Annotated in this window: 21 protein-coding genes; 15 read left to right on the forward strand and 6 right to left on the reverse strand. The window is 68.2% G+C overall.

Going from position 1 to position 26,211, the window contains the following annotated elements:
* Positions 1 to 131: 131 nt before the first annotated feature.
* From AADV74_RS16490 to AADV74_RS16505, 4 genes are read right to left on the reverse strand one after another with little or no spacing between them, the layout of a single operon-like run.
* On the reverse strand, positions 132 to 896 hold the full coding sequence (locus AADV74_RS16490; RefSeq protein WP_055821236.1) for an ABC transporter ATP-binding protein: 765 nt from the start codon (positions 894 to 896) through the stop codon (positions 132 to 134).
* Positions 883 to 1,797: an ABC transporter ATP-binding protein gene (locus AADV74_RS16495; protein WP_342116221.1), complete on the reverse strand. Its 915-nt coding sequence runs from the start codon at positions 1,795 to 1,797 to the stop codon at positions 883 to 885. The genes AADV74_RS16490 and AADV74_RS16495 overlap by 14 nt, the downstream gene beginning before the upstream one ends.
* Positions 1,787 to 2,770, reverse strand: a complete 984-nt coding sequence (locus AADV74_RS16500) for a branched-chain amino acid ABC transporter permease (protein ID WP_342116414.1) — start codon at positions 2,768 to 2,770, stop codon at positions 1,787 to 1,789. The genes AADV74_RS16495 and AADV74_RS16500 overlap by 11 nt, the downstream gene beginning before the upstream one ends.
* Before the next feature lie 14 nt (positions 2,771 to 2,784).
* The gene (locus tag AADV74_RS16505) at positions 2,785 to 4,044 is read right to left on the reverse strand and encodes a branched-chain amino acid ABC transporter permease (RefSeq protein WP_425287315.1); all 1,260 of its coding nucleotides are present in this window, start codon (positions 4,042 to 4,044) and stop codon (positions 2,785 to 2,787) included.
* 293 nt (positions 4,045 to 4,337) lie between these two features.
* Here AADV74_RS16505 and guaB point away from each other — a divergent pair, with 293 nt between their 5' ends.
* On the forward strand, positions 4,338 to 5,840 hold the full coding sequence (gene guaB, locus AADV74_RS16510; protein WP_342116226.1) for an IMP dehydrogenase: 1,503 nt from the start codon (positions 4,338 to 4,340) through the stop codon (positions 5,838 to 5,840).
* Positions 5,841 to 6,004: 164 nt separating this feature from the next.
* Here the strand turns inward: guaB and AADV74_RS16515 are convergent, their stop codons facing one another.
* Entirely contained in the window at positions 6,005 to 7,180 is a 1,176-nt protein-coding gene (locus tag AADV74_RS16515; protein ID WP_342116228.1) for a MalY/PatB family protein, read from the reverse strand.
* Positions 7,181 to 7,327: 147 nt separating this feature from the next.
* On the opposite strand from AADV74_RS16515, the gene AADV74_RS16520 reads away from it, so the two are divergent.
* The 11 genes from AADV74_RS16520 (at position 7,328) to AADV74_RS16570 (ending at position 20,921) form a co-directional block, all read left to right on the forward strand.
* Positions 7,328 to 9,013 (forward strand): ABC-F family ATP-binding cassette domain-containing protein, encoded by a 1,686-nt coding sequence (locus tag AADV74_RS16520; RefSeq protein WP_342116417.1) that lies wholly within the window; start codon positions 7,328 to 7,330, stop codon positions 9,011 to 9,013.
* Positions 9,014 to 9,068: 55 nt separating this feature from the next.
* Positions 9,069 to 10,187: a GuaB3 family IMP dehydrogenase-related protein gene (locus AADV74_RS16525; RefSeq protein ID WP_056165852.1), complete on the forward strand. Its 1,119-nt coding sequence runs from the start codon at positions 9,069 to 9,071 to the stop codon at positions 10,185 to 10,187.
* Positions 10,188 to 10,222: 35 nt separating this feature from the next.
* On the forward strand, positions 10,223 to 11,950 hold the full coding sequence (locus tag AADV74_RS16530; protein WP_342116230.1) for a glycerol-3-phosphate dehydrogenase/oxidase: 1,728 nt from the start codon (positions 10,223 to 10,225) through the stop codon (positions 11,948 to 11,950).
* 1,013 nt (positions 11,951 to 12,963) lie between these two features.
* Positions 12,964 to 13,488, forward strand: a complete 525-nt coding sequence (locus AADV74_RS16535; protein WP_342116232.1) for a cation:proton antiporter regulatory subunit — start codon at positions 12,964 to 12,966, stop codon at positions 13,486 to 13,488.
* Positions 13,489 to 13,491: 3 nt separating this feature from the next.
* Positions 13,492 to 14,832 (forward strand): cation:proton antiporter, encoded by a 1,341-nt coding sequence (locus tag AADV74_RS16540; RefSeq protein ID WP_342116234.1) that lies wholly within the window; start codon positions 13,492 to 13,494, stop codon positions 14,830 to 14,832.
* A 4-nt stretch (positions 14,833 to 14,836) separates the two neighbouring features.
* Positions 14,837 to 15,634, forward strand: a complete 798-nt coding sequence (locus AADV74_RS16545; protein WP_342116236.1) for an SURF1 family protein — start codon at positions 14,837 to 14,839, stop codon at positions 15,632 to 15,634.
* 10 nt (positions 15,635 to 15,644) lie between these two features.
* Positions 15,645 to 16,106, forward strand: coding sequence for a DUF3817 domain-containing protein (locus AADV74_RS16550; protein WP_342116238.1), 462 nt, complete (start codon positions 15,645 to 15,647; stop codon positions 16,104 to 16,106).
* Positions 16,103 to 17,677: a glutamine-hydrolyzing GMP synthase gene (guaA, locus tag AADV74_RS16555; RefSeq protein WP_342116239.1), complete on the forward strand. Its 1,575-nt coding sequence runs from the start codon at positions 16,103 to 16,105 to the stop codon at positions 17,675 to 17,677. Before AADV74_RS16550 ends, guaA begins: the two co-directional genes overlap by 4 nt.
* Positions 17,678 to 18,137: 460 nt before the next feature.
* Positions 18,138 to 19,085, forward strand: a complete 948-nt coding sequence (locus AADV74_RS16560) for an L-lactate dehydrogenase (RefSeq protein WP_342116241.1) — start codon at positions 18,138 to 18,140, stop codon at positions 19,083 to 19,085.
* Between the two features lie 97 nt (positions 19,086 to 19,182).
* Positions 19,183 to 19,608, forward strand: a complete 426-nt coding sequence (locus AADV74_RS16565) for a YciI family protein (protein WP_342116243.1) — start codon at positions 19,183 to 19,185, stop codon at positions 19,606 to 19,608.
* 29 nt (positions 19,609 to 19,637) lie between these two features.
* Positions 19,638 to 20,921 (forward strand): RNA polymerase sigma factor, encoded by a 1,284-nt coding sequence (locus tag AADV74_RS16570; RefSeq protein ID WP_342116244.1) that lies wholly within the window; start codon positions 19,638 to 19,640, stop codon positions 20,919 to 20,921.
* A 70-nt stretch (positions 20,922 to 20,991) separates the two neighbouring features.
* Here AADV74_RS16570 and AADV74_RS16575 read toward each other — a convergent pair whose 3' ends face one another.
* Positions 20,992 to 21,798, reverse strand: coding sequence for a Bax inhibitor-1/YccA family protein (locus tag AADV74_RS16575; RefSeq protein WP_342116246.1), 807 nt, complete (start codon positions 21,796 to 21,798; stop codon positions 20,992 to 20,994).
* A 151-nt stretch (positions 21,799 to 21,949) separates the two neighbouring features.
* On the opposite strand from AADV74_RS16575, the gene AADV74_RS16580 reads away from it, so the two are divergent.
* The 3 genes from AADV74_RS16580 (at position 21,950) to AADV74_RS16590 (ending at position 26,164) form a co-directional block, all read left to right on the forward strand.
* Entirely contained in the window at positions 21,950 to 22,978 is a 1,029-nt protein-coding gene (locus tag AADV74_RS16580) for a glycerophosphodiester phosphodiesterase family protein (RefSeq protein ID WP_342116248.1), read from the forward strand.
* Between the two features lie 95 nt (positions 22,979 to 23,073).
* Complete coding sequence (locus tag AADV74_RS16585; RefSeq protein ID WP_342116250.1) at positions 23,074 to 25,602, forward strand: ATP-dependent helicase; 2,529 nt, start codon at positions 23,074 to 23,076, stop codon at positions 25,600 to 25,602.
* A 19-nt stretch (positions 25,603 to 25,621) separates the two neighbouring features.
* The gene (locus AADV74_RS16590) at positions 25,622 to 26,164 is read left to right on the forward strand and encodes an NUDIX domain-containing protein (protein ID WP_342116252.1); all 543 of its coding nucleotides are present in this window, start codon (positions 25,622 to 25,624) and stop codon (positions 26,162 to 26,164) included.
* Positions 26,165 to 26,211: the final 47 nt, after the last annotated feature.

Below are 26,211 nucleotides of genomic sequence, written 5' to 3' on the forward strand. Positions count from 1 at the left end.
CGGTGTGACCGCCCTCCGTGGCTCGGCCCTTCGATCCGTGTCGGAACGCACAACGGGAAGTGTCGGAACGCACAACGGGAAGAGGGGCGGATGCCGCAGCATCCGCCCCTCTTCCCGTGTTCTGCTGAGCGCTACTCGCCGAGCGTGCCGAGGTAGAGTCCGATGACCTTGGGGTCGTTCAGCAGCTCGCGGCCTGTGCCCGTGTACGCGTCCTTGCCCTGGTCGAGCACGTAGCCGCGGTCGCAGATCTGCAGGCAGCGTCGAGCGTTCTGCTCGACCATGATGGTCGTCACGCCGGCCTTGTTGATCTCCTTGACGCGCAGGAATGCCTCGTCCTGGCGCACGGGGGAGAGTCCGGCGCTCGGCTCGTCGAGCAGCAGGATGTGCGGCCCCATCATGAGTGCGCGCGACATGGCCACCATCTGGCGCTCGCCGCCCGAGAGCGAACCGGCGCGCTGCGTGAGGCGGCGTCCGAGTTCGGGGAAGATCTCCGTCACGAACTCGAGGCGCTCCTTGAGGCCTTTGGGCTTCTGGTACATGCCCATCTCCAGGTTCTCCTGGATGGTGAGCGACGGGAACACGTTGTTCGTCTGCGGAACGAAGCCGACGCCCTTGGCGACCAGCTTGTTCGCCTTGAGGTTGGTGATCTCCTCGCCCTGCAGGAAGATGCCGCCCTCGCGAACCTTCACGAGGCCGAAGATCGACTTCAGCAGGGTCGACTTGCCGGCGCCGTTCGGGCCGATGATGCCGATGAGCTCACCCTGACGCGCCTGCAGCGAGCAGTCGTTGAGGATGTTCACCCCGGGCAGGTATCCGGCTGTGACGCTGCGCACATCGACGACGAGCTCGCCGACGGGTGCGGGGGCGGCGGGGGCTGCTGGACTACTGTTCGTCATCGATGAGCTCCTTCAGGACTTCGACGTGCTCGGTGTCGGTCTCGCCCAGGTCGGAATCGTGGTGCGACCCGAGGTAGGCGTCGATGACGGCTGGGTTGGCCATGACGGTGTGCGGATCGCCTTCTGCGACGACCTTGCCCTCGGCCATCACGATCACCCAGTCGGCGATGTGGCGGACCATGTGCATGTCGTGCTCGACGAAGAGCACAGTCATGCCCTGGTCCTTGAGGCCCAGGATGTGGTCGAGCAGCGACTGCGTGAGCGCCGGGTTCACGCCGGCCATCGGCTCGTCGAGCATGACCAGCGTCGGATCGCTCATGAGCGCCCGAGCCATCTCGAGGAGCTTGCGCTGTCCACCGGAGAGGCTGGCGGCGTAGTCCTCGCGCTTGGCATCGAGCTTGAAGCGGGCGAGCAGCTCATCGGCCTTGACCGTGATCTCGTCCTCCTGCTTGCGCCACAGGAACGGCAGGACGGAGCGGAACAGGTTCTCGCCGGTCTGTCCCTTCGCGCCGAGCTTCATGTTGTCGAGCACAGTGAGGAGACCGAGCGACTTCGTCAGCTGGAAGGTGCGGATGAGTCCCATGCGGGCCACGCGGTAGGCGGGCACGCGCTGCAGCGGCTTGCCGTCGAACTCCCACACACCCGCATCCGGCTTGTCGAAGCCCGTCAGCAGGTTGAAGAAGGTCGTCTTGCCCGCGCCGTTGGGCCCGATGAGGGCCGTGATGGCGCCGCGGGGGATCTCGACGTGGTCGACGTCGACGGCTGTCAGGCCGCCGAAGGTGCGTCGCACACCGTCGGCGATGATGATCGGGTCGACCTTGCGGACTCCCGGGACGGCATCGCCGATGTGCAGGCCGGTCGTCTTGACCGGGGTGACTGTTGGGGTCGTGTCACTTGACAAAGGCCAACTCCTTCTTGTTTCCGAAGATGCCCTGTGGTCTGAAGATCACGATCAACATGATCGCGACTCCGACGAGGATGAAGCGCAGCTGACCAGCCTGCACCTGGGACATGAAGGGCAGCCAGCCGGCCTCCACGGCTCGGGCGATGAAGCCCGAGAAGAACGACAGCAGCACCCAGAAGATCATCGAGCCGATGATCGGTCCGAGGATGGTGGCGGCGCCACCGAGCAGCAGGATCGCGTAGATGAAGAAGGTGAGCGACGTCTGGTAGTTCGCCGGGACCACTGCACGCGGGAGCACGAAGATCATGCCGGCGAGGGTTCCGAAGACGCCACCGAGAACGAGGCTCTGCATCTTGTACGAGTACACGTTCTTGCCGAGGGCGCGCACGGCGTCCTCGTCCTCACGGATGCCCTTGATGACCCGGCCCCAGGGGCTGCGCATGATGAGCCAGGTGAGGATGCCCGCGACGATCACGACGGTCCAGCCGACGAGACGGATCCACCAGTCGTAGGCGTTGTACTGGAACGGCCCGAAGCCGACAGTCCCCTCGAAGGTGAACGGGTTGAGAGCGCCGAAGCTGCCCTTGTACCCCTGCAGGCCGCTGGCGGAACCGGTGACGGACTCCCACGTTCCCGTGGTGAAGAGCAGTCGCAGGATCTCGGCTGCCGCGATCGTGACGATGGCGAGGTAGTCGGCCCGCAGTCGCAGAGTCGGAATACCGAGGATGAGCGCGAAGACCACCGAGGCCCCGACTCCCACCAGCACGGCCGCCCACACGGGGAAGCCGAAGGTGAGGATCGAGATGGCGTAGCCGTAGGCGCCGAGGGCCATGAAGCCCGCCTGCCCGAAGTTCAGCAGGCCTGTGTATCCGAAGTGGATGGCGAGGCCGAGCGCTGCGAGTGCGTATGCAGCCGTCGTCGGGCTGATGAGCTCCTGCGAGGCATTGGAGAAGATCTGAATCCAGTCGATCATGTGCCTGCCCCCTAACCGATTCTCTCTTTGCGACCCAGGATGCCCTGCGGTCGGAACAGCAGGATGAGGATCAGGACGATGAGTGCTCCCACGTACTTGAGATCGGACGGGAGCCACAGGGTCGTGAGCTCCGTGAAGAGACCGACGATGATCGATCCGACCAGGGCGCCGAACGCCGTGCCGAGACCGCCGAGGGTCACGGCGGCGAAGACGAGCAGCAGGATCTGGAAGCCCATGTCCCAGCTCACGCCCGGACGGGCGTAGGCGTACAGGATGCCGGAGAGGCCGGCGAGCAGTCCGCCGAGCACCCAGACGATACGGATGACCCTGTCGACGTCGATGCCGCTGGCCGAGGCGAGGCTCGGGTTGTCCGACACGGCGCGTGTGGCCTTTCCGATGCGCGTGCGCAACAGGAAGTACGCGACGCCGAGCAGAACCACGACGCAGATGATCATGCTGGCCACATCGACCCACGAGAGGGCGACTGCGCCGAAGCGGATGTCGCTCGGCAGGGTCGCGCCGGGCAGTTGCTGCGTGGCTCCTCCGTAGAAGAACTGGTACACGTAGCGCAGGGCGAGGGAGAGTCCGATGCTCACGATCATGAGCTGGATGATGCCGACGCCCTTCCTGCGCAGCGGTTTCCAGATCATCGCATCGAGCGTCCAGCCGAGGCCTGCGCTCAGCACCAGGGCGATGATGATCGCGATCCAGAGCGGCCAGGCCAGGTCGACGCCGAAGGTGAGCGTCATGAGGGCACCGAAGGTGATCATCTCAGCGTGCGCGAAGTTCGACAGGCCGGTCGTGCCGAAGATCAGCGAGACGCCGATCGCGGCCAGCGCCAGGAGCAGTCCGAAGTTGAGGCCGTTGACGACGCGCTGCACGAACTGGTCGAAGAAGCTCGTCGTGACGCGCTGCCCCTCACCGAGGAAGAAGTTGACGGCCTTCGTCGCGGTGAGGGCGAACTCGGCCTCGATGGTCGCACCGCCCTTCGCGACGACGACGCCCTTGGGAAGCGTGTCCTCGTCGAGGGTGATCTTGTACGACGCCTTCTCGGGAACCCCGATCTTCCACTTGCCGTCGGCATCAGTCGCCACCGTCGCCGTGTAGCCGTTGCCGGAGACCGTGATCTCCACGCCCTCCAGCGGCTCCTGGTCGAACTGGACGTTGCCGACGAACGTGTAGTCGTACTCGGTGCCCACCTCGTCCGCGTGGGCTGGTGAGGCGTTGAATGCGCTCAATGTGAGAAATGCGAACAAGAGACCGACGAGGATCACGAGAGTTCTCGGTGATCGCCGACGAGCCGTATCAGTGGAATTCACTGAACCTCCATGGGGGGTGCCGCACCGGTCGTGCCGGTGGTGGCTCCTAGGTCAATCCTGACAACAACTTTGTCGACAGTACGTGCTGATTATGTCCTATGTGTTTCGCGAATGTGGTTGTCGACGCTGAGTGATTGTGTCGGGTGGAATGCCTGAGGCGCAAACTCGCTTAACATTGATCAACTGGTCGGATCATCGTGGATTGCGGCTTCATAACGATCTGGACTCTGTAAAGGAATTTCGAGATGGGCGAGCACGATCCCTTCGGCTTCATCGGTCTGACCTACGACGACGTGCTGCTCCTGCCCGGACACACCGACGTGATCCCGAGCGACGCGGACACGCGCTCGCAGCTGACCCGACGCATCGACGTCGCGACACCGCTGCTCTCGGCCGCGATGGACACCGTGACGGAGGCGCGCATGGCCATCGCCATGGCCCGTCAGGGCGGTATCGGCATCCTTCATCGCAATCTCTCGATCGCCGACCAGGCCGAGATGGTCGACCGGGTCAAGCGCAGTGAGTCCGGCATGGTGTCGAACCCCGTGACGACGACTCCGGATGCCTCCGTCGCCGACGTCGACGCCCTCTGCGCGACGTACCGCGTGAGCGGACTGCCCGTCGTGGACGAGGCCGGCAAGCTCGTCGGCATCATCTCGAACCGCGACATCAGGTTCGTCGCCGACTTCGAGAAGTCCTCGACGAGGGTGAGCGAGGTCATGACGAACATGCCGCTCATCACCGGCCGCGTCGGCATGAACCCCGACGAGGCTCTCGCCATCTTCGCCAAGCACAAGGTCGAGAAGCTCCCCCTCGTCGATGAGGACGGCTACCTGACCGGCCTCATCACGGTGAAGGACTTCGACAAGAGCGAGCAGTACCCCAACGCCACCAAGGACTCCGAGGGGCGCCTGCGCGTCGGGGCGGCCATGGGCTTCTTCGGCGACGCGTGGGAGCGCGCCGAGGCCCTGCGTGACGCCGGAGTCGACGTGCTCGTGGTCGACACGGCCAACGGCGAGAGCGCCGGCGTGCTCGACATCATCCGCCGCATCAAGACCGACCCCACGTTCGCCCACATCGACGTCATCGGCGGCAATGTCGCGACGCGTGAGGGTGCCCAGGCCTTGGTGGATGCCGGAGCCGATGCCGTGAAGGTCGGCGTCGGGCCGGGCTCCATCTGCACCACTCGCGTCGTCGCCGGCGTCGGCGTGCCGCAGATCACGGCGATCTACGAGGCGTCGAAGGCCACGCGCCCCGCCGGTGTCCCGCTCATCGCCGACGGCGGCCTGCAGTACTCGGGCGACATCGCCAAGGCGCTCGTCGCCGGCGCAGACACGGTGATGCTGGGATCCCTCCTCGCCGGAACCGCCGAGAGCCCCGGTGAGCTCATCTTCCAGAACGGCAAGCAGTTCAAGACCTACCGCGGCATGGGATCGCTGGGTGCGCTGCAGACGCGAGGCAAGAAGACCTCGTACTCGAAGGACCGCTACTTCCAGGCCGACGTGCCGAGCGACGACAAGCTCATTCCCGAGGGCATCGAAGGCCAGGTCCCGTTCCGCGGTCCGCTCTCGGCCGTGGCCTACCAGCTCATCGGCGGGCTCCGTCAGTCGATGTTCTACGTCGGAGCTCGCACCGTCGAGGAGCTGAAGGCCAAGGGCAAGTTCGTGCGCATCACGCCCGCCGGTCTCAAGGAGTCGCACCCGCACGACGTGCAGATCGTGGTCGAGGCCCCGAACTACACGCGCTGACCTTCAGAAAGGCGGTAGCCGCAGCTCCGAAAACGCGCCTGGGTTTTCGAGCGTGCCGCGACAGCCTGCCATCGCGAGGTGATGCGTGAGCCCGCTGCGGGCTCCGCCACGGAGGAGTGGTGTCGATACGGCTGCGCGCTTCGGCCGCGGACTGCGTCGGGCCCTCAGCGACCGGGCGGGAGGTCGCGGGCCGCCAGCGCCGCCAGCCGGTCGATCGCCTCGATGATGATCTCGGGAGAGGTGCCGAAGTTGAGTCGCGCATGACCGCGGCCCTGCTCGGCGCCGAACTCCGGGCCGTTCGCGAGGGCAACCTTCGCGTGCTCGAGAGCGTGCGCGGCGGGGTCGTCGCCCCAGCCGAGTGCCGAGAGGTCGAGCCAGGCCAGGTAGGTGGCGTCGGGGATGCGATAGCGCACGCCGGGAAGTTTCTCGGCGAGCAGTTCGCCGAGCATCTTCGCGTTGGCGTCGAGGGTCTCACGCACCCCGTCGAGCCAGGCGCCGCCGGCCGAGAAGGCCGCGATGCTCGCGATCTCCCCGAACAGCCCCGTTCGCCACTGCACCTCGATGGGGAAGGCCGCGCGGACGGCGTCGCCGCGGTCGCTCGCCGTGATGACGAGAGCGCACTTGAGGCCGGCGACGTTGAACGCCTTGCTCGCCGAGGTGACGGCGATGCCCACCTCGCGGGCGGCATCCGACACCGACAGGAATGGCGAGTACGCGGCACCCTCCCGCAGCAGGGCATTGTGGATCTCGTCGCTGACGATGGTGGCCCCGTGCCGCTGCGCGATGTCGGCGAGGGTGCGCAGGTCGTCGGCCGTGTGGCAGAGCCCGACGGGATTGTGCGGGTTGCAGAGCACCATCGCCCGCGCGCCAGCCGCGAATGCAGCATCGATGCCGTCGAGGTCGAGCCGCCAGCCGTCTTCGATCCCGCCGAGGAGCGGGATGCCGACGATGCGAGCCGACGCCTCGGGGGCCAGCTCGAAGAACGGCGGATAGACCGGGGGAGTGATGATCACTCCGTCGCCGGGCTCCGTGACCTGACGCAGCACCTCGACGATGCCGAGGCTCACGTCGGCCGTGCTGGTGACCCTGTTCGGGTCGACCTCCCAACCCCAGCGGTCGCGGGCGAATCCGGCGAAGGCCGTCGCCACGGCGAGGCTGGTGTAGACGTAGCCCGTGTCCGAGCGCTCGACTGCGGCATGCAGGGCCGCGGTGATGGGCGGCGCCAGCGGGAAGTCCATCTCGGCGACGGTGAGCGGCAGCACGTCGGCGGGGTGCGTGCGCCACTTCTCGCTGGTGCGCCCGCGGAGGCTGTGGAGGGGTTCGGCGTCGATCCTCGTCATGGCTCCAGCTTGCCGCATCCGTCCGACAGCAGGGGGCCTTCTGCGGCGGCCCGCTCCGATGGCGACATCTCGGTGTATCCTGATCGGCTGCCCACCCGCGGCGCCCGCTTCCGTCGGGCTCAGGCGATCACGAGGAACTCGAAGCTCATGGGCTACATCGACGTCAGCGACGTCTCCTTCACCCTTCCCGACGGCAGGCCCCTGCTCGATGCGGTCTCCTTCCGTGTCGGCGAGGGCGTCACGGGTGCTCTCATCGGTGCGAACGGCGCCGGCAAGTCGACGCTGCTGCGCATCATCCGTCGCGAGCTGGTTCCGGATTCCGGAGTCGTGTCGCTGGCCGGCGGGCTCGGCGTGATGGACCAGTTCGTCGGGCATGCTGCATCCGGGACCGTGCACGACCTGCTGGTCTCCGTCGCCCCGCAGCGGGTCCGAGGCGCGGCACTCGAGCTCGAGGCCAGCGAGAACGCGCTCATCGAGCACGACGACACCGCGACCCAGATGCGGTACGCCACGGCCCTCGCGGATTACGCGGATGCCGGCGGCTACGACCAGGAGACCGTCTGGGACACCTGCACCATGGCCGCCCTCGGCATCCCGTGGGAGCGTGCCCGCTATCGCGACGTCACCTCGCTCTCGGGCGGTGAGCAGAAGCGGCTCGCCCTCGAGGCGCTCTTCCGCGGCCCGGAGGAGGTGCTGCTGCTCGACGAGCCCGACAACTACCTCGACGTGCCGGGCAAGCGCTGGCTCGAGGAACAGCTGAGGGCGACCCGCAAGACCGTGCTGCTGGTCTCGCACGACCGGGAGCTGCTCGCGCGCGCCGCCGACCGCATCCTGACCGTCGAACTCGGTGGTGCCGGAAACACCGTGTGGGTGCACGGCGGCGGCTTCGGCGACTACCACGAGGCGCGCGACGCCCGCATGGACAGGCTCGACGAGCTGCGCCGGCGCTGGGACGAGGAGCACGCGAAGCTCCGCACCCTGGTGCAGACCCTCAAGACCAAGGCGACGTACAACGACGGCATGGCCTCCCGCTACCAGGCCGCGCAGACGCGGCTGCGCAAGTTCGAGGAGGCGGGGCCGCCCGAGGAGCGACCACCCGCCCAGGACGTCTCGATGCGCCTCCGCGGGGCGCGCACGGGAAAGCGCGCCGTCGTCTGCGAGCGGCTCGAGCTCACCGGGCTCATGCGGCCCTTCGACCTGGAGGTCTGGTACGGCGAGAGGGTGGCCGTGCTCGGATCGAACGGATCGGGCAAGTCGCACTTCCTGCGCGCGCTCGCCCGCGGCGGAACCGAACCCGACCGGATGCTCGGCCACGTGACCAGCATCGGTCAGGAGCTCGCGCCGGTACCCCACACCGGTCGTGCCGTACTCGGCGCCCGCGTGGTGCCCGGCTGGTTCGCCCAGACGCACCACCACCCCGAGCTGGCCGGCCGCACCCTGCTCGACATCCTCCATCGCGGCGACGAGGGGCGCACCGGCCTGCCGCGCGAGGCCGCGAGCTCGGCGCTCGACCGCTACGGACTGGTGCGCTCGGCACAGCAGAACTTCGAGTCGCTCTCGGGCGGCCAGCAGGCGCGGATGCAGATCCTGCTGCTCGAGCTCTCGGGCGCGACCCTGCTGCTGCTCGACGAGCCGACAGACAACCTCGACCTGGTCTCGGCCGAGGCGCTCGAGGAGGGGCTGGCCGCCTTCGACGGCACCGTGCTCGCCGTCACCCACGACCGCTGGTTCGCTCGCGGCTTCGACCGCTACCTCGTCTTCGGCGGCGACGGCGAGGTCTACGAGTCGGATCAGCCCGTCTGGGACGAGGCCCGGGTGGCGCGGGCCCGCTGAGCCTGCGGCATCCGGAAGCCCCTGCTGGCTCGGCAGTAGGCTGGAGCACGTGAGTATGGAAATCGAGATCGGTCGCGCCAAGCGCGGCCGCCGTGTGTATGCGTTCGACGACGTCGCCATCGTGCCGAGCCGGCGCACCCGCGACCCTGAAGACGTGTCGGTGACCTGGTCGATCGACGCGTACCAGTTCGACATCCCGTTCCTCGCGGCTCCGATGGACTCCGTGGTCTCGCCGACGACGGCCATCATGATGGGTCAGCTCGGCGGCCTCGGCGTGCTCGACCTCGAGGGCGTCTGGACGCGGTACGAGGACCCCGAGCCCCTGCTCGCCGAGATCCGCACCCTCCCGCAGGACCAGGCCACGCGCCGCATGCAGGAGATCTACTCGGCACCGATCAAGCCGGAGCTCGTGACCGAGCGCCTCGCCGAGATCCGCTCCGCCGGCGTCACCGTGGCCGGCGCCCTGTCGCCCCAGCGCACGCAGGAGCTCTACGAGACCGTCGTCGCCGCGGGTGTCGACCTGTTCGTCATCCGCGGCACCACGGTGTCGGCCGAGCACGTCTCGAAGAGCACCGAGCCGCTCAACCTCAAGAAGTTCATCTACGAGCTCGACGTTCCGGTCATCGTGGGCGGTGCAGCTACCTACACGGCGGCCCTGCACCTCATGCGCACCGGCGCCGCCGGCGTGCTCGTCGGCTTCGGCGGGGGAGCCGCATCCACCACCCGCGCAGCACTCGGCATCCACGCCCCGATGGCCACGGCCGTCGCCGACGTCGCCGGCGCTCGCCGCGACTACCTCGACGAATCGGGCGGACGCTACGTGCACGTCATCGCCGACGGGGGCCTCGGGACCAGCGGCGACATCGTCAAGGCGATCGCCTGCGGCGCCGACGCCGTGATGCTCGGGTCGACCCTGGCACGGGCGACGGATGCCCCCGGTGGCGGTTACCACTGGGGTGCCGAGTCGCACCACTCCAAGCTTCCGCGCGGCAATCGCGTTCAGGTCGGCACCATCGCCCCGCTCGAGGAGATCCTCTACGGACCGGCCCCCGTCGCCGAAGGCACGGCGAACCTCGTCGGGGCGCTGCGTCGCTCGATGGCCACGACCGGATACTCGGACCTCAAGGAGTTCCAGCGGGTCGAGGTTGTTGTCGCGCCGTATCAGGGCAACTAACGTCGAAGTAACGACTCGCCTCAGGGAGGCCAATGATGGCATCTACGAACAACGTCAGCCGATCGTCCAAGCTCGGCCCTGAGGAACGCGCGGCCGCTCTGACGAGGATGAAGGAGCGGGAGCTCGACATCCTCGTGGTCGGCGGCGGGATCGTGGGGGCCGGAGCTGCGCTCGACGCCGTCACGCGTGGGCTCAGCGTCGGGTTGCTCGAGCAGCGCGACTGGGCGTCGGGAACGTCCAGTCGGTCGTCGAAGCTCGTGCACGGCGGCATCCGGTACCTGGAACAGCTCGACTTCAGGCTGGTGCGGGAGGCGCTCATGGAGCGCGGACTGCTGCTGCAGCGCATCGCGCCGCACTTGGTGAAGCCGGTGCGCTTCCTGTACCCGCTCAAGAAGCGCGTGATCGAGCGCTGCTACATCGGCGCCGGCATGCTGCTGTACGACATCTTCAGCTACAGCGGCGGACGCCCGCCCGGGGTCCCGCACCACCGTCACCTCTCGAAGAGGCAGGTGATGCGCGCCATCCCGTCGCTCTCGAATGACGCCCTCGTCGGCGGCATCACCTACTACGACGCCCAGGTCGACGACGCGCGCTACGTGTCATCGCTCGGTCGCACCGCCTCGTTCTACGGCGCTCACGTGGCCACCCGCGTCAAGGTGGAGGGATTCATCAAGGTCGGCCAGCGCGTCATCGGCGTGCACGCCCACGACCTGCAGACCGGAGAGCGCTTCGAGGTGCGGGCCAAGCAGGTCGTGAACGCGACGGGCGTCTGGACGGACGACACCCAGCGCATGGTGGGCGAGCGCGGAACCTTCAAGGTGCGTGCGTCGAAGGGCATCCACCTGGTCGTTCCTCGCGACCGCTTCCAGTCCTCGATGGGACTGCTGCTGCGCACCGAGAAGAGTGTTCTGTTCGTCATCCCGTGGGGCAGGCACTGGCTCATCGGCACGACGGACACCGACTGGAACCTCGACAAGGCGCATCCGGCAGCAACGGCGGCCGACATCGACTACCTGCTCGAGCACGTCAACAGTGTGCTGGCCACGCAGCTCACCCGGGAGGACGTCGAGGGCGTATACGCGGGCCTGCGCCCCCTCCTCGCCGGAGAGAGCGAGCAGACCTCGAAGCTCTCCCGCGAGCACCTGGTCGGCCACAGCGTTCCCGGTCTCGTCGTGATCGCCGGTGGCAAGTGGACCACGTATCGCATCATGGCGAAGGACGCCATTGATGCGGCTGCGGATGCTCTCGACGGACGCGTGCCGCCGTCGACCACCCAGGAGATCCCGCTGCTCGGAGCCGAGGGCTACTGGGCAGCCTGGAACAAGCGTCGCAAGATCGCCAAGGCCTTCGGCGTGCACACCGTGCGCATCGAGCACCTGCTGAACCGGTACGGCACCCTGACCGACGAACTGCTCGACCTGATCCGCGGCGACGCCTCCCTCGGGGAGCCGCTGCCGGGCGCGGACGACTACCTGGGAGCCGAGGTGGTCTACGCCGCATCCCACGAGGGCGCTCTGCACCTCGAGGACGTGCTCGCCCGACGCACCCGCATCTCGATCGAGGCCTGGGACCGCGGAGTCTCCGCAGCTCCTGTGGCGGCCAAGCTCATGGGCGGGGTGCTCGGCTGGGACAAGGAGCGTCAGGAGCGCGAGGTGGCGAACTACCTCAAGCGCGTGGCCGCCGAGCGCCAGTCGCAGGAGCAGCCCGACGACGAGTCGGCCGACCGCGTGAGGCTCGAAGCGCCCGACATCATGACGCCGTAGCGCGGGCCCTCCCCGCCGCGCGCCATTTCGTGTGGGTGTGCGCCACCTGATGGGGCGCACATGCCCACGAAATGGCGTGGGGGTGGTGGCTCGCGGGCGTCTGCGATGAGGCGCGCGCGGAAGGCCGAGGGCGAGAAGCTTCGCGGCGAGCGGCGCACCGTGCCAAGCCTCGGCCCAGTCCCATCTTCCGCAGTCCCAGCGGAGGGCTGACTGCACAGCGCGCTCGCGCTTCTTCTCAGCGATCACGATCTGCCCAGGATTCCGGTGATCATCGGGGTCGGTCAGCACTCCGAGGTACTTGCCGTCGCCGTCGGCCTCGCCCCACGCCCTGTGCTCGGGCCAGGCCAGATCGAGGTAGACGGTCGATCCGGATGGAAGGGTGACCGGATACTGCAACATCGGAGCAGGGAAGCCGAGCTCTTCGATACGCAGACGGCTCAGTGTCTCGAGCGGGCTCTCGGCCTGCGTCGTAGAGCGGTCGAGCACGGCGAGCACACGCCTGCTGCCGGGGAAGGGGAGGCGTCGCGCGAAGGCCGACCGCAGCTGCTCCGGGGTGCACAGGGGCGGTCGGTCGCCGAACCGGTCGACTCGGAGTGCGGCATCCGCCATCACGAGGGCCTGCAGGAGGGATCGTGTCCGTGCCACGTCGATGAGGGTGTCCGGCACGGCGGTCACGACCACCCCGTCGATCTCGACGAGGTCGACGGTGCCACGTCGCCCGAACTCGACGACACCGTTGCGCCGGCGACCCGACGTCGTCGGTGACAGCAGGAAGACCTCCCGGCTGAAACCGTCAACGACGGGGAGCGCGTGCATGACCGCAGCCGTGAATCCTGCGCCATCTTGTGGGCCCGTGCGCCACCTCATGTGGCGCACAGGCCCAAGAAGTGGCGCGAAGGGCCGGACGCAGGCGAGGGTGGGCGCGGAGCAGGCGGAAGGCGGGCGGATTCGGGCCTGCAGAGGGCTCTTGTTAGGGTGGAAGGACTGTCCCCGAGACGTACGGAGTTCCAGCCATGGTCGATGTTCGGCGCGTCAAGCTCCCCGGGGTCGGGGTGTTGCACACCTTCATAACCGACGATGGCGGCAAGGTCGGCGTGATCGCCCACCGGTCCGGCCACAGCGACCTCGTCACGTTCTCGGACGAGGAGAACGACGCCGAGAAGGTGTCTCTGCGCCTGAGTGAAGACGAGGCTCACACCCTCGCCGAGCTGCTCGGCGGCACGCAGATCACCGAGACCCTCACGGCACTCGACCAGATCCCGGGACTGTCGATCGACTGGTTCACCGTCGATTACGACGACCACATCGCCGGGCAACCGCTGGGCGACCCGGCCGATGCCGGCGTCGCCGGTCTCACCGTCGTGGCCGTCGTGCGCGGCGAGTCGGCGAACCCGGCTCCGGCTCCGGACTTCAAGGTCTTCCCCGGTGACACCCTCGTGGTGGCCGGTGCGCCGGACAAGGTCCTCAAGGCCTTCGCCTACTTCCGCTCCGGGAGCCGCGCCGCCACGTCGGCCACCGACGCGCCGCCCGGAGGCTGAGCCATGCACTTCGGCCCAGAACTCATCACGCTCGGCATCCTGCTGATCGTCGCGTACGCGCTCGGACGCCTGGGAAAGATGGTCGGACTGCCGACCATCCCGATCTACATGATCGTCGGGCTCCTGGCCAGTCCGAACACCGGGTGGTTCCCGCTCAACTTCGAGAACCACTACATCGAGCTCATCGCCGTCTTCGGGCTCATCATGCTGCTGTTCAACCTCGGCCTCGAGTTCGACCAGGACGAGTTCTTCGGCAATGCGGGCAAGCTGCTGATCTCGGGCGGCTCGTACATCGTGCTCAACATGGGCGCCGGTCTCCTGTTCGGCTTCATGGTCGGGTGGGGCCCGCGCGAGGCCCTGGTGATCGCCGGGATGACGGCGACGTCGTCGAGCGCCATCGTCACGAAGCTGCTGATCGAGCTCAAACGCCTGCCCAACCGCGAGACGCCGATGATCCTCGGCGTGACCGTCGTGGAGGACATCTTCATCGCCATCTACCTGGCGATAGTTTCCGTCGTGCTGAGCGGCGAGACCGACATCGGTCCCATCCTCATGAAGCTCGGCATCGCCTTCGCGTTCCTCGTGATCATGTTCAGCGTCGCGCGTTGGGGAGGCAAGTTCGTCGGCCGCCTCTTCCGCACCAAGGACGACGAGCTCTTCACCATCCTGTTCTTCGGCCTGGCCGTCATGTTTGGCGGTATCGGCGAGGTTCTCGGGGTGACGGATGCGATCGGCGCCTTCCTCATCGGCCTCGTGCTCGGAGCCACCCGCTTCCGCAACAAGATCGAGCACATCGCCCTGCCGCTGCGCGACGTCTTCGGCGCCTTCTTCTTCCTGAACTTCGGCCTCGCGATGGACGTCGGCGAGTTCCCGTCGGTGCTGCTCCCCGTCGTCATCGCGATCGTGATGACGATCATCCTGAACGTGGCCGCCGGGCAGTTCGTGGCGCGCATCAACGGCCTCGGGGTGCAGGCCGGCATCAATGCGGCGGTCATCCTGCAGAACCGCGGCGAGTTCGCCCTCATCCTGGCCACCCTGTCCGTCGGCGCCGGACTCGACGACCGCATCACCCCGTTCGCCGGCCTCTACGTGCTGGTCATGTCGATCATCGGCCCGCTGCTGGCGGCGAACTCCGAGAGGATCGGGGCGAGGATCATCCGCAAGAAGCCCGAGAAGCAGCGGCGGGAACGCGATCCGATGCTGGACGAGGAGATCGCGCTGATGGAGGCCGCGACGGCCGGTCTCAGCACGAGCCACACGGACGAGACGGCCGAAGCGGTCGAACGTCTCATCGACGTGAAGGACAATGGATCAGACACACCCCGCTCGAAGGACGACGACTAGATCCATGCTCCGGATGATGGTGCGCCCTCGGTGGGTGCTCGCACTGCTCGCTGCCCTCGCGATCGCGGCGGGCTTCGCCGTGCTCGGCCAGTGGCAGCTGAGCCGGGCTGTCGAGTCATCTCGCGTCGAGACGCACCCGACCGAGACCATCGTCCCGCTCGCCGAGAAGGCCGAACCCTCGAAGCCCATCCGCCAGACCTCCACAGGCCAGATGGTCTCGGTCACGGGCCGCTGGGTTCCCGGCGACGAGCAGATCATCGGCAACCGCGTGAACGGCGAGGCCACGGGTTACTGGGTGGTGAGTCATCTGGCGGTAGATGCCGCCGGTGAGCCCGGCCTTCCCGTCGCCCGCGGCTGGGCCGCCGACGAGAAGACCGCCCGTGCCGTCGCGGCCGGCCTCGCCGGCGAGGGCACCGACGCCGTGACCGTCATCGGTCGACTCCTGCCGACCGAGGCGCCCGAGGCTCCGGACGCCGGCGCCGATCCGCACTCGATGACGACGGTGTCGACGGCCGCACTCATCAACCTGTGGGCTGACTTCGACAACCGCGACGTCTACGCTGCCTACATCGTCGAGATCGAGCCTCCGACGGGGCTGACGCCCATCGACTCGCCGCCCCCGTCGCAGGACGTCGAGCTCAACTGGCTCAACGTCTTCTACGCCGTGGAGTGGGTCGTCTTCGCCGGCTTCGCCATCTTCCTCTGGTACCGGCTGGTGCGCGACGCGTACGAGCGGGAGCAGGAGGAGGCGGCGGATGCGGCAGCGCAGGCCCCGGCCGAGACGACCTCCAGCGCGCCGTAGAATGGTGAGCATGCCGCTCGCACCCAAACCCGCTGATTTTCCGCGCATCCGGGGGGCGGTGAAGTTCTACCAGGTGGCCTCGGTCATCACCGGAACCCTCCTGCTCGCCCTCTGCGCCGAGATGCTCCTCAAGTACCTCGGAGGCCTCGAGATCGAGCTCGCCGGGCCCTCCGGCTTCCTCGCCCTCGTGCCTGCAGGCACGACAACCGCCGTGAACCTCTCGACCGGCATCCTGATCGTGCACGGCTGGTTCTACGTCGTCTACCTGTTCAGTGACTTCCGCCTGTGGAGCCTCATGCGCTGGCCGTTCGCCAGGTTCATCGTCATCGCGCTCGGCGGTGTCATCCCCTTCCTGTCGTTCTTCCTCGAGGGCCGCATCGCCCGCGAGGTGAAGGCCTACCTCGCGACCCGGGAAGCCGAAGCCGCGCCCGTCGTCGCCCAGACCACCCCCACCGTGGAGGCCACCCAGTGAGCGAGACCTCGCAGCGCCCAGTCCTCGTCGTCGACTTCGGTGCGCAGTACGCGCAGCTGATCGCCCGACGCGTCCGTGAGGCATCCGTCTACTCCGAGATCGTGCCGCACACGATCACCGCAGCCGAAGTGGCTGCGAAGAATCCCATCGGCATCGTGCTCTCCGGCGGGCCGTCCTCGGTCTACGAGGAAGGCGCCCCGGCGCTCGACACGGGCATCCTGGAGCTCGGGGTTCCGACCCTGGGCATCTGCTACGGCTTCCAGGTGATGGCGACCCAGCTCGGCGGCGAGGTCGCCCACACGGGCCAGCGCGAGTACGGGTCCACCGCCGTCACCGCCCGCACCGACGACAACCAGCTGCTCGGCGGCCAGCCCACGGCGCAGACGGTCTGGATGAGCCACGGCGACTCCGTCGCCATCGCGCCCGACGGCTTCGAGGTCCTCGCGTCGACGGCGTCGACCCCCGTCGCGGCGTTCGCCAACGACGAGAAGCGCTTCTACGGCGTGCAATGGCACCCCGAGGTCAAGCACTCGCAGTACGGCCAGGACGTCATCGTGAACTTCCTGCACAAGGCTGCCGGCATTCCCGCCGACTGGAACAGCGGCAACGTCATCGCCGAGCAGGTCGAGAAGATCCGCGCCCAGGTCGGGTCTGCCCGTGTCATCGCCGGGCTCTCCGGCGGCGTCGACTCCGCCGTGGCCGCGGCCATCGTGCACGAGGCCGTCGGCGACCAGTTGGTCTGCGTGTTCGTCGACCACGGACTGCTGCGCCAGGACGAGCGTCGCCAGGTCGAGGTGGACTACGTGGCCGCGACCGGCATCCGCCTGGTCACGATCGACGCCCGCGAGCAGTTCCTCACCGCCCTCGCCGGCGTCTCGGACCCCGAGACCAAGCGCAAGATCATCGGCCGCGAGTTCATCCGCTCCTTCGAGCAGGCCGAGCGCGACCTCATCGCCGAGGCCGACGCCGACGGCGAGCCCATCCGCTTCCTCGTGCAGGGCACCCTGTACCCGGATGTCGTGGAGTCCGGCGGAGGATCGGGAACGGCGAACATCAAGAGCCACCACAACGTGGGCGGGCTGCCCGAGGACCTGCAGTTCGAGCTCGTCGAGCCGCTGCGCGCCCTGTTCAAGGACGAGGTGCGCGCGATCGGCCGCGAGCTGGGACTGCCCGAGGAGATCGTGGGACGCCAGCCGTTCCCCGGCCCCGGCCTCGGCATCCGCATCGTCGGCGAGGTCACCGAGGCGCGCCTCGAACTGCTGCGGCACGCGGATGCGATCGTGCGGGCCGAGCTCTCGGCCGCGGGTCTCGACGGCGAGATCTGGCAGTGCCCGGTCGTGCTGCTGGCCGACGTGCGCTCGGTGGGCGTGCAGGGCGACGGCCGCACCTACGGACACCCGATCGTGCTGCGTCCGGTGTCCTCCGAGGACGCGATGACGGCCGACTGGACGCGCCTGCCGTACGACGTGCTGGCGCGCATCTCGAACCGGATCACCAACGAGGTGGCCGACGTGAACCGAGTGGTTCTCGACGTCACGTCGAAGCCGCCGGGGACGATCGAGTGGGAGTGATGTAGCGCTGGGCGCTTTCGTGGGGCGATATCTCGCTCCTCGGGCCGCCTTCGCGGTCGGTGGTCTCACTCCTCAGCTCAGACATTGACGTGAAAAGGCACCCGGAAGAACGCCGGGTGCCTTTTCACGTCAAAACTCGCACCCCGCGAGACCTCCGACCGCGAAGGCTGTGGGGCGCCCACCTCAGCCGCGACAGCTCCGGCGTGGGGGAGGGGTCGGCTGGCGCCCGCTCGAGTGCGGCTGGGGCCGACGCTGGCTACCGGCTGGTCGAGTCGCGACCGAGCGCAGCGTGGACGCGTATCGAGACCACCCGGTGTGCGAGTCAGCGGAGTTCGGGTGCAATCGGGCGACTGATGCGGGTGAATCGGCCTGTTTCGGCGGTGAACTCCGCTGACTCGTACACGCGACCGTCATCGGCGCGGGCTGGCGGGCGTCGCCGTGCGCACGGGAGGATGGTGACATGGCTGAGATCGAGAACTCGAAACTGACCGTCGTCGGCGCTGGAAGCGTCGGGGCGAGCCTCGCCTACGCGGCACTCATCCGCGGGTCGGCTCGGCACGTGGCGCTGTACGACATCAACGCGGCCAAGGCCGAGGCCGAGGTGCTCGACCTCGCACACGGCACCCAGTTCACAGGCTCGAGCACCATCACCGGCGGCGCCGACGTCGGGGTGATCGAGGGCTCGAACGTCATCGTCATCACCGCAGGGGCCAAGCAGGAGCCCGGCCAGTCGCGGCTCGACCTCGCCGGCACGAACGTGCGCATCCTGGAGAAGCTGCTGCCGTCGCTGCTCGAGCAGGCACCCGATGCCACCTACGTGCTCGTCACCAATCCCTGCGACGTGCTCACCGTCGTGGCGCAGAAGATCAGCGGACTGCCATCGCATCGCGTGTTCTCCTCGGGCACTGTGCTCGACACCTCGCGGCTCAGGGTGCTGCTCGCCCGGCGAGCGGGCGTCGCGACCTCGAGCGTGCACGCCTACATCGTGGGCGAACACGGCGACACGGAGTTCCCGCTGTGGTCGAACGCCTCCATCGGAACAGTGCCGCTGCTCGACTGGGGTGGCGGCTCGGTGTTCGCCGCCGACGAGCTCGACGACATCGCCGCCGAGGTGCGCGACGCCGCGTACGCGGTGATCCGCGGCAAGGGTGCCACGAACTACGCCATCGGACTCTCAGGCGCCCGCATCGTCGAGGCGCTGCTGCAGGACGAGCACGCCGTCATGCCCGTGAGCACTGTGTTGAGCGATTACCACGGCATCGACGGGATCGCCCTGTCGGTGCCGAGCATCGTCAGTGCCTCGGGCGTGCGGCCCATCCGCGAGACTCCGTTCTCGGCGCAGGAGGAATCGCGCCTGCGGGCATCCGGAGACGCCCTGCGCACCTCGCTCGCATCGCTGGGATATTGATTCGAGGGATTTCTGACGGCGTTGTCGATCGGGGCGGCATCCGTTCGACGTCTGAGTGAAGGCCCCCGTCGGGCCTCGACAACCAAGGAGGAACACCATGAAGTACATGCTGATCATGCGGGGCACCGATGAGGCATACGCCGCATACAAGGAGATGCCGTTCGAGGAGGTCATCGCCGCGATGGGCCGGTACAACGAGGAGCTCATCAAGGCCGGCGTGCTGCTGGCGGGCGAGGGCCTCACCGATGCGAGCGAGGGCTTCGTCGTCGACTTCGCCTCGGAGACCCCGCTCGTGACAGACGGCCCCTACGGCGAGACGAAGGAGCTGTTCAACGGCTTCTGGATCCTCGAGGTCTCCTCGAAGGAGGAAGCGGCGGAGTGGGCGAAGAAGGTCCCTCTCGGCCCCGGCAGCTTCATCGAGGTGCGCCGCGTCACCGAGATGAGCGACTTCCCCCAGGACAACGAGTTCATCCAGCGCGAGGCCGAGTTCCGCGCGGCGAACGATCCGACGTTCAAGCTCTGAACCGGCACCTGCCGGCCACGACTGCGGTGATGACGACTGAGACGGCGGCGACGGATGCCGACGGCATCCGTCGCTCCGTCGCGGCCGTGTGGCGGATGGAGTCCGCCAGGATCGTGGCGACGCTCACCCGGGTGACCGGCGACTTCTCCCTGGCCGAGGACCTGGCCCAGGAGGCGTTGGCCGACGCGCTCGAGCAGTGGCCGCGTGACGGGGTGCCCCGCAACGCCGGCGCCTGGCTGACTGCCGTCGCCAAGCGCAAGGCCATCGACGGCTGGCGGAGGCGGGAGCGGCTGGACGAGCGCTACGGCGCCATCGCCCACGACCTGGAATCCCGGATCGATCCGGATGCCGCGCCTTGGGACCCCGACGACATCGACGACGACGTGCTGCGTCTCGTCTTCATCGCCTGCCACCCGGTGCTCGCCCGGGAGGCCCGCGTCGCGCTGACGCTGCGCGTGGTCGGCGGCCTCTCGAGCGAGGAGATCGCCCGCGCGTTCCTCGTGCCGACAGCAACAGTGCAGCAGCGCATAGTGCGGGCGAAGAAGACCCTCGCCGCAGCCAAGGTGCCGTTCGAGGTGCCGTCGCGCGACGAGTACGCCGCGCGCCTCGGCTCGGTGCTCGGCGTCATCTACCTGGTGTTCAACGAGGGCTACTCGGCCTCGAGCGGCAGCGAGTGGATGCGTCCAGAGCTGAGCAGGGAGGCGCTCCGGCTCGGTCGCGTGCTCGCCGAGCTCGCTCCCCGCGAGCCCGAGGTGCACGGGCTTGTCGCGCTCATGGAGTTCCAGACCTCGCGGTTCCGAGCGCGCGTGACGGCGGAGGGCGAGCCGATCCTGTTGGGCGACCAGGACCGCAGTCGCTGGGATCGGGCTCACATCATTCGCGGGCGCACGGCTCTGGCGCGAGCGGATGCCGCCGGCCGGGGTCGTGGTTCCTACGCGCTGCAGGCGGCCATCGCCGAGTGCCACTCCGTCGCGCCGTCGACCGACGAGACCGACTGGGACCGCATCGTCGTGCTCTACGAGGTGCTCGGTCGGCTGGCTCCGTCGCCGATCGTCGACCTCAACCGCGCCGTCGCGGTGGCCATGGCCACGGGGCCGGCCACGGGCCTGCGGCTGGTCGACGAGATCGCGGCATCCGGAGCCCTGTCGGGAACCCACCTGCTGCCGAGCGTGCGCGGCGAGCTCCTGGCCCGCCTCGGTCGCCTCGACGAGGCGCGAGTCGAGCTCAGCGAGGCCGCCCGGCTGACGGGCAACGAGCGGGAACGTGGAGTGCTGCTCGGCAAGGTCGCGGCACTCGACGCCCCCGACACCTGAGCGCGCTCGGAGAACGCAGAACGGGCCGCCCCGAAGGGCGACCCGTTCAGCTGTTTTCCGAATCCGAGAGCTAGTTGCGCGCGATCGCGAACATGCGCAGCAGCTCGGTGTACAGCCAGATGACCGTGACCATGATGCCGAAGGCGCCCGACCAGCCGTACTTGCGCGGTGCGCGGTTGCGCACGCCCTGCTGGATGGCGTCGAAGTCGAGCACCAGCGAGTACGCGGCCATGATCACGACGAGGATGCCGATGACGATGCCCCACGGGATGCTGGTTCCCGGGATGTCCTCACCGCGCAGGCCGAACGGGTTTCCGTTGGCCCCGCCGAACATCATGATGAACAGGTTGACCAGCGAGAACACCAGGTAGCCGACCATGGCGATGAGGAAGACCTTGGTGGCCTTCTTCGACGCCCGGATCTTGCCGCTGGCGAAGAGGGCGAGGGTCACGCCGACGACCACGAGGGTGGCGACGACGGCCTGCACGACGATGCCGGGGTAGATGGTCTCGAAGAGCAGCGAGAAGCCGCCGATGAAGACGCCCTGCGCGGCAGCGTAGGCGAGGATGAGCGGAGCGGAGGGCTCGCGCTTGAAGATGTTGACCAGGGCGAGCACGAAGCCGACGAGGGCGGCGACGCCCCAGAGCCACGGGATGGTGGGGTAGGTCATCCAGCCGATGGCAGCGCCGGCGAGCAGGATGACGAAGCTCACGACGGACTTGACGATCGTGTCCTCGACGGTCATGCGGTCTGTCTCGACGGCGTTGGCCGATGGCTGGTTGTAATGTGCCGCCAGCTCTTCGGCGGTGGGAGTGGCGACGGCGACACCGCCCTTCTCGCTGAACGCGGCGTTGCGACTGAATGCGGGATTGGCCATGGTGGTCCTTCGCTCGAGGCGGGGGAAGTAGGGCGACCGGTGATGTCGCTTCTCGTCAAATCTACCGGGAAGATGCGCGGATTTCATGGGAATCCGCCCGGAGCGGAACTGAGGCAGCAGACGCGGGCTCCACCCTCGTTAGCCTGATGACATGACCGACCGTCCGCATCCGCTCGTCATCGGCCATCGCGGGGCCAGCGGCTACCGCCCCGAGCACACGGCATCGGCCTACCAGCTGGCCTTCGCCCTGGGAGCCGACGCCGTCGAGCCCGACATCGTCGCGACTCGCGACGGCGTGCTGGTGCTCCGTCACGAGAACGAGATCTCGGGAACGACCGACGTCGCGGCGCACCCGGAGTTCCACGCCAGACGCACCACCAAGGAGATCGACGGGAAGAAGCTCACGGGCTGGTTCACCGAGGACTTCACCTGGCTGGAACTGGCCACCCTGCGCGCCCGCGAGCGCATCCCGAAGGTGCGCCCGGCCAACGCCAGCTTCGACGACCGCCTCCCGCTGCTGCGTCTCGCCGACCTCTTCAGGCTGATCGAGGAGACGGATGCCGCAGACGGCCGCGTGCTCGGCATGGTGGCGGAGATCAAGCACGCCAGCTACTTCGCAGGCATCGGCCTGCCGCTCGACGAGTTGTTCGCAGGGGAGCTCGCCGCGGCCGACTGGGCGACGGACGACGAGCGGCTCACCGTCGAGGCCTTCGAGATCACCGTGCTCGAGGAGCTGGCGCTCCGCGGGATCACCGCGCCCCGGATCTACCTAATGGAGAAGGCCGGAGTCCCGTACGACCTGTACCTCGGCGCCGGTGCCGACGCACCCGGCTACGCCGACTTCATGACCGAGACCGGCCTGCGCGAGCTGGAGGGACGTGTCGACGGGATCAGCGTCGACAAGACAGTGCTGGTGGGTGAGAAGACCGCGACGGATCGGGGCGCGCTCGGCGGGCGTGCGCTCGTCGATGCGGCCCACGACCACGGGCTGTCCGTGTTCACCTGGACGCTCCGCCCCGAGAACCGCTTCCTCTCGACAGCGTTCCAGAGCGGGCACGGCAAGGCCACCCACGGCGACTGGCTCGGGGAGTTCGCCCTGGTTCTCGACACCGGCGTCGACGGGATCTTCGTCGACCACCCGGATCTCGGGGTCGAGGCACGGGAGCGGTTCGCGCGCTGAGGGGTTCGCGCTTCGGCCGCGGACTCCGTCCGGGCCTCTGCGAACGGGAAGGGGAGGGCGCCTTGTCGGCGGCCGCGCCTACAATTGACGCAGCCATGAGCACTCTCTTCGAACCCGACGCGCCCACCCCGATCATCGTCCACGACGCGCCGGGCGGCTCCGGCGGGGGCTCCAACCGCGGTGCTGGCCACGCGGGGCCGTCGAGTCGGCTCACCGACGGACTCAACCCTCCGCAGCGCGAAGCCGTCGAGTACCGCGGTCCGGCACTGCTCATCGTCGCCGGCGCCGGCTCCGGCAAGACCCGAGTGCTCACCCACCGCATCGCGGGCCTGATCGAGACGCGCGAGGCCTGGCCCAGCCAGATCCTCGCCATCACCTTCACCAACAAGGCCGCCGCCGAGATGCGCGAGCGCGTGTCGGCGCTCCTCGGCCAGGCATCCGAGGGCATGTGGATCTCCACCTTCCACTCCGCCTGCGTGCGCATCCTCCGCCGAGAGTCCGAGAAGGCCGGCCTCACGTCGACCTTCACCATCTACGACTCGGCCGACAGTCGCACCGTGCTGAAGCGCATCATCAAGGCGCTGGACGCCGACACCCTCGGCTTCACCCCCGGCAACGCCGGGGCGCAGATCTCGAAGCTCAAGAACGAGCTGACGGATGTCGACGCCTACGCCCGCAGCGCGAACATGAGCGACCCCAAGCAGGCCGTGTTCCTGGAGATCTTCCGGCAGTACACCCGCACGCTGCGCTCGGCCGGCGCCCTCGACTTCGACGACCTCATCGGCGAGACCGTCTACCTGTTCCGCGCCTTCCCCGAGACAGCTGCGCTCTACCGCCGGCGGTTCCGCCACATCCTGGTCGATGAGTACCAGGACACCAACCACGCGCAGTACTCGCTCATCCGCGAGCTCACCCGGCCGGTCTCGCGCGAGCTCGTCGTCGAGATGGAGAACAAGGGCGTCCTGGTGCGCGGACTCGAGGACGAGACCGGCATCATCCCCGGCGCATCGCTCACCGTCGTCGGCGACTCCGACCAGTCGATCTACGCGTTCCGCGGCGCCGACATCCGCAACATCACCGAGTTCGAGCGCGACTTCCCGGGCGCCCGAGTGGTTCTGCTCGAACAGAACTACAGGTCGACCCAGAACATCCTGAGCGCGGCGAACTCCGTCATCTCGAACAACTTCGATCGCAAGGCCAAGAACCTGTTCACGACCGTGGGCGACGGCGACAAGATCACCGGCTACACCGGCTACTCGGGCCACGACGAGGCGCAGTTCGTCGCCGATGAGATCGAGGCGCTGCATCGCAAGGGCATGGCCTACCGCGACATCGCGGTGTTCTACCGCACCAACGCCCAGACCCGTGCACTGGAGGAGATCTTCGTGCGCTCGGCTCTGCCGTACCGGGTGGTCGGCGGCACCAAGTTCTACGAGCGCGCCGAGATCAAGGACGCGATGGCCTACCTCATCGCCGTCGCCAATCCGCTCGACGAGCTCGCCATCCGCCGCATCCTGAACACGCCGAAGCGCGGCATCGGCCCTGCGACCGAGACGCAGCTCGCCCAGTTCGCCGAGACCAACGGGCTGAGCTTCCGCGCCGCGATGCGCGAGGCCGGGTCGCTGGGACTCGGCCCCAAGGTCACCAACGCCATCCTGCAGCTCGCGGCGGTTCTCGATCAGGCCGCAGCCATGCTCGTGCCGGTGCAGGCCGACGACGCCGCCCCGACTCCGAGCGACGATCCGAATGCCGAGCCCGATGCCCGAGGCGGCGTCGGCGCAGCCAAGGTATCGGAGGTGCTCACTTTCCTCATGACGGAGAGCGGGCTGCTCGAGGCCCTGCGTCGGAGCCGAGACCCGCAGGACGAGACCCGCGCCGAGAACGTCGAGGAACTCGTCGCCCAGACCAAGGACTTCGAGAAGGAGAACCCCGGCTCAGGCCTGGTCGATTTCCTGACGCAGGTGTCGCTGGTCGCCGCAGCCGACGACCTGGATGACTCGTCGGGAACCGTCTCGCTCATGACGCTGCACACGGCGAAGGGCCTCGAGTACGACGCGGTCTTCCTCACCGGCATCGAGGAGGACCTGCTGCCGCACAAGATGAGCGCCAACGAGCCGGGCGGCCCGGCCGAGGAGCGCCGGCTGTTCTACGTCGGCATCACCCGTGCACGCCAGCGCCTCTACCTCTCGCTCGCGATGACGCGCTCGCAGTTCGGCGACACCTCCGTGGCCATGCCGAGTCGCTACCTGCAGGAGATCCCGGCCGACCTCATCGACTGGCGCCAGTCGCCGGGCATGGCCAACTCGCGCGGTGGAACCCAGCCGCGGGCGCTCAACGCCCGTCGCGACGGGCGTGGCCCCGGGCAGTACGGCTACAGCTCCGACCCGACGTTGCCGCCCGCTCCGCGGCCTAAGACCGAGTGGCCGAACGCCATCGGCGCGCAGGTGCGCGACAACGGCGACCTCGAGCTCGCGGCCGGCGACCGCATCCGTCACACCAACTTCGGCGAGGGCCGGGTGTCGCAGGTGACCGGCGAGGGCACCAAGCGCGTCGCGCACGTGCAGTTCGACACCGCAGGAGCGAAGAAGCTGCTGATCAAGATCGCGCCCATCGAGAAGCTCTAGGGACTGAGAAGATCGACGGATGACCTGGCCGACAGCAACTCGCAGCACGGTGTACGAGAACCCATGGATCCGGGTGACGGAGGATCAGGTCACTCGGCCCGACGGTTCAGACGGCATCTACGGTGTCGTGGAGGTGCGCAACGCCGCCGTCTTCGTCGTGGCGCTCACGGATGACGACGAGGTGCTGCTGGTCACGATCGACAGGCACACCGTCGGCACGACGATCGAGGTGCCAGCCGGGGGCACCGACGGGGAAGACGCCCTGCTCGCGGCACAGCGCGAACTGCTCGAGGAGACTGGCCACGTCGCGGCCGTCTGGCAGCGGATCGGAACGATGAACGCCCTCAACGGCATCTGCCGTGCGCCGGAGGCCGTCTACCTGGCGACGGGCCTCAGCGTCGCGGCGGAGGCCACAGGCCATCAGGCCGAGGAGGGCATCTCGCAGGTCAGGGCAGTTCCGTGGGGCGACGTCATCCGGATGGTCGCCGATGGCGAGATTACCGACGGCGAGACGGTCGCAGCCCTCCTCTACGCGGCGATAGCCCTCGGCCGGATGGCCTGAGCGCAGCGCTCGGACTCATCCGATCACCGAGAACAAGGCCGGATCGG

Source organism: Leifsonia stereocauli (assembly GCF_038432415.1).
Lineage (GTDB): Bacteria > Actinomycetota > Actinomycetes > Actinomycetales > Microbacteriaceae > Orlajensenia > Orlajensenia stereocauli.